Source organism: Aeromonas sp. TW 6 (assembly GCF_013168745.1).
Taxonomy (GTDB): Bacteria; Pseudomonadota; Gammaproteobacteria; order Enterobacterales; family Aeromonadaceae; genus Aeromonas; species Aeromonas caviae.
In genome coordinates this window covers 1-3,446 of sequence record NZ_JABERS010000094.1, presented here as the reverse complement: position 1 = coordinate 3,446, position 3,446 = coordinate 1, and the positions used below count along the sequence as shown (strand labels likewise).

The 3,446-nt window shown below is 50.4% G+C and carries 2 protein-coding genes and 1 pseudogene; 2 read left to right on the top strand and 1 reads right to left on the bottom strand.

Annotated elements, in window-relative coordinates; translation table 11 throughout:
• Positions 1-116: 116 nt before the first annotated feature.
• Together HKD46_RS21010 and HKD46_RS21005 are read left to right on the top strand one after the other, a co-directional pair.
• Positions 117-692, top strand: a complete 576-nt coding sequence (locus tag HKD46_RS21010) for a substrate-binding domain-containing protein (RefSeq protein WP_311700102.1) — start codon at positions 117-119, stop codon at positions 690-692.
• Between the two features lie 496 nt (positions 693-1,188).
• Complete coding sequence (locus HKD46_RS21005; protein WP_081999277.1) at positions 1,189-2,475, top strand: maltoporin; 1,287 nt, start codon at positions 1,189-1,191, stop codon at positions 2,473-2,475.
• A 209-nt stretch (positions 2,476-2,684) separates the two neighbouring features.
• On the opposite strand, the pseudogene HKD46_RS21000 reads toward HKD46_RS21005, so the two are convergent.
• Positions 2,685-3,314: pseudogene (locus HKD46_RS21000) on the bottom strand (glycosyl hydrolase 53 family protein); the annotation flags it as partial.
• Between the last annotated feature and the right edge of the window lie 132 nt (positions 3,315-3,446).

The following is a 3,446-nucleotide window of genomic DNA, read 5'->3' as shown; positions in this document are numbered from 1 at the left end:
GCAAGCGATTGGGCCGCTGCCCACAGGAGTGGTTGAGGGCCGTGGTCAGGGCGTGCATCGAGAAGACAGATTATCCCATCCCGGCAGAACTGATGCCGTCAACCCCGTCCTGGTGAATAGATACCCGTATTGTTCCTGGATTCGAGTCCCGTTGTGTTGCGCTGGATGATCGCTATGGTTCTTGGCTTGCAACTCGTCACCTGATCCAGGAAGGGCACAAGAAGATAGGGTTCCTGTGCTCAAATCATCAGATATCAGACTCTCAGGACCGTCTGCAGGGTTATTTGGACGCACTGCAAGAGCACAATATTCCGGTTGATGAACGTCTGATCTCCCGTGGTAGTCCTGATGAATTGGGGGGGGAGGCAGCAATGACGGAGTTGCTGAGTCGGGGGCAACAGATGACAGCCGTCGTTTGCTATAACGACTCAATGGCGGCGGGGGCCTTGTCAGTGCTTAGTGATAACGGGATTGATGTACCTCAAGACCTCTCTTTGGTGGGTTTTGATGATGTGTTGATATCTCGCTACCTGCGCCCTCGTCTGACAACGGTGCGCTATCCCATCATTGCTATGGCCACTCAGGCTGCAGAGCTGGCCATTGCTTTGGCAAAGGGGGGGCCTTTGCCCCAGACGACGCATATGTTTAGCCCGACACTGGTTCGCCGTCACTCGGTTCGCACCATTGATTAGTCCAAGTGCTGGGCTTGTGTGCCTATAGCGATTACGGCAAGGTTACCAGCTCGGGCCTTGCCTTTTTAAAGTCTCATCTTCCTCTTTAATGCCTCAATGTCCTCCTCTTCAAAACCTCTGAACTAGACGCTCTGGCGAAACAAATAGCCTCCTGGTGCCCAGGAGATGCTTCCGCAAGAGAGGCTTCATGTTCTGCACATCACCTTCATCACCCTTAACGTCAACCATGCTTGAGAACTACCGCTCACTCCTTATGTAATCGATAACACTCTGGTTTATTTGTTTTATTGATTTAAAATCAATTGCTTACCTCATGATGTGTAATGGCTGCCAGAAGGTTATCTTATTTATTAGTGTAATTATTACAAATGTGTGAGTTTCGTCATGTCATTCACTACGACGTTGTTCTTATAATCCCTCTCGGATAGTGAAAGCGCTTTCCTTTTGGACTGGTAAGCGGTTTATCAGGATAACAATGCAACAGTGGAATAAAGGAATAACTATGAAAGTGAAGCTACTGACGACTTCCGTTGCCCTCGCTCTGTCAATGACAGCATTAAATGCTAATGCTGTTGATTTCACAGGGTATTTTCGCTCTGGCGTAGGTGTGTCCCAGGATGGTGATATGCAAACTGGTCGACAGAACGTTGTCGGCCGCCTGGGTAACGAAAACGATACCTATACCGAAATTGGTATTGGTCAGGAGGTTTACAACAAGGATGGCAAGACTTTCTACGTTGACAGCATGTTTAGCATGCAGAGCGATGGCTCTAATGACTATGAAAGTACCACCACAGTGTGTAACTTCGATCAAAAAGAGTGTAAGGACGATGCAACCTTTGCCCTGCGCCAATTCAATGTGAAGGCCAAGGGATTGCTCTCAGCCGCGCCCGATGCGGTGGTCTGGGCTGGCAAGCGCTTCTACCAGCGTCATGATCTCCACATCATCGATACCAAGTACTGGAATATCTCGGGAGCTGGCGCCGGTATTGAGAATCTCAAGGCCGGCCCAGGCGCCTTCTCACTGGCCTGGATCCGGTCCGATGGCAACGATATCGATAACTCGATTGTCAACAATGACCTCAACGTCAACTTCCTGGACCTGCGCTATGCCGGCTGGGCTCCCTGGGAAGGGGCTTGGACCGAAGCGGGCGTCAGCTATGCGATGCCTAATCCGACCGATGAACAGAAGAAGGTCGGTAATCTCTATGATCCCAAGAATGGTGTCATGCTGACGGCAGAGATGAGTCAATATTTTGCCGATAGCCGCATCTACGAGAAGTTGGTGCTGCAATATGCTGACAAAGGGTTGGCCCAGAACATGATCTCCCAGGGGGGTGGGTGGTATGATGTTTGGCATTTGACCGACGATGCCAAGGGATACCGTGTAATTTTGACGGGTGACATTCCCATGGGTGAGAAATTCAGTGTGAACCATGTCTTCACTTACGGTAAGGGTGAGAAACTTGAAGCATGGCATGACAACACCGAACTGTTCAGCGCCGTCGCGCGGGGTGGTTATGCGTGGACTGACATCATGAAGACGCTGGTTGAAGCCGGTACTTATGAAACTACCAAGACCTGGACCAGCGGTTCTGAAGAGAAATCGAGTGGCCAGAAATATACCTTGGCTCAAGCCTGGTCAGCTGGACCCAGCTTGTTTGCTCGCCCGGAGATCCGTGTGTTCGCCAGCTATTTGAAAGATGGCGAAGGCAAATCCTTCAACGGTGGTGAAGATGACCACACTTGGAACTTTGGTGTTCAGGCCGAAGCCTGGTGGTAAAAAAACGATTCATCAATATCATGGGAGCCCAACCGGGCTCCTTTTTTAATGTCGTCTCGAAATGATTAGTCCGGACCTGCGTGAAATGATGGGGTTGGGGGGAGGTGAGCATTCCACTGAAGAACCATCAGGCAGTATGTTGAAAGGGGAGATCTCCTTTGAAAAAAGAGGCGCAGCATTGTGGCTGCGCCTTTGCTTTAACGGGTCAATTACTGCAACAGAAAAGCATCCAGTGCGTAGGTGGGTTTGCCACCATTGTCCATCAATCCCAGGCTGTAACCCTGCCAGTTCTTGTAACTCTGCGGTTCCCAATAAAGCACGCCGAGGCCCTTGTTGTTAGGGATCCACTTCATGTTGTTGAGTAGATCGGCGATAGTGTCATAGCTGTTTTTCGGGTCATCCCAAGGCATGCCAACCTCCACGATCATCACCTCCTTGCCATAGCGGGTCACCATATCGGAGAGGTTGTCGTAGCAGAGGTTGTTGAGGGTAAACCAGTCACCATTACCGCTCTGTGTTGGGTAGATGGAGGCACCAATTACATCCCACTTGGCGCCGTTGTTCTTGAGACCATCAAACATCCAGCGATAGAGAGTGTTGTTCTCACAGTTGGCCAAGTGGACGATCACCTTGGTGCTGCTGTTGACCGCCTTGACAGCGTCGTAGCCGCTGTTAATGAGCCAGGCAAAGTTCTTCATGTTGACCGAGGCGCGCCCCTCTTCCCAGAGCATGCCATTGTTGGTCTCGTTGCCCACTTGCACCCACTTGGGGGTAATTCCTGCGTTTTTCAGGGCAACGAGGGAGTTGTAGGTGTGCCACCATACGTTCGACATTAGCTGATCAACATGTACAGAACCTTAAGCGGCAAGCGAATTAATAATACCGTCTAACGTGTTGTTTTGCTTGGATTTTCTCTGCCTACTCTTTTTGCCGTTTTTGGATAAATACACCATTGCCCACTCCAACTTCTC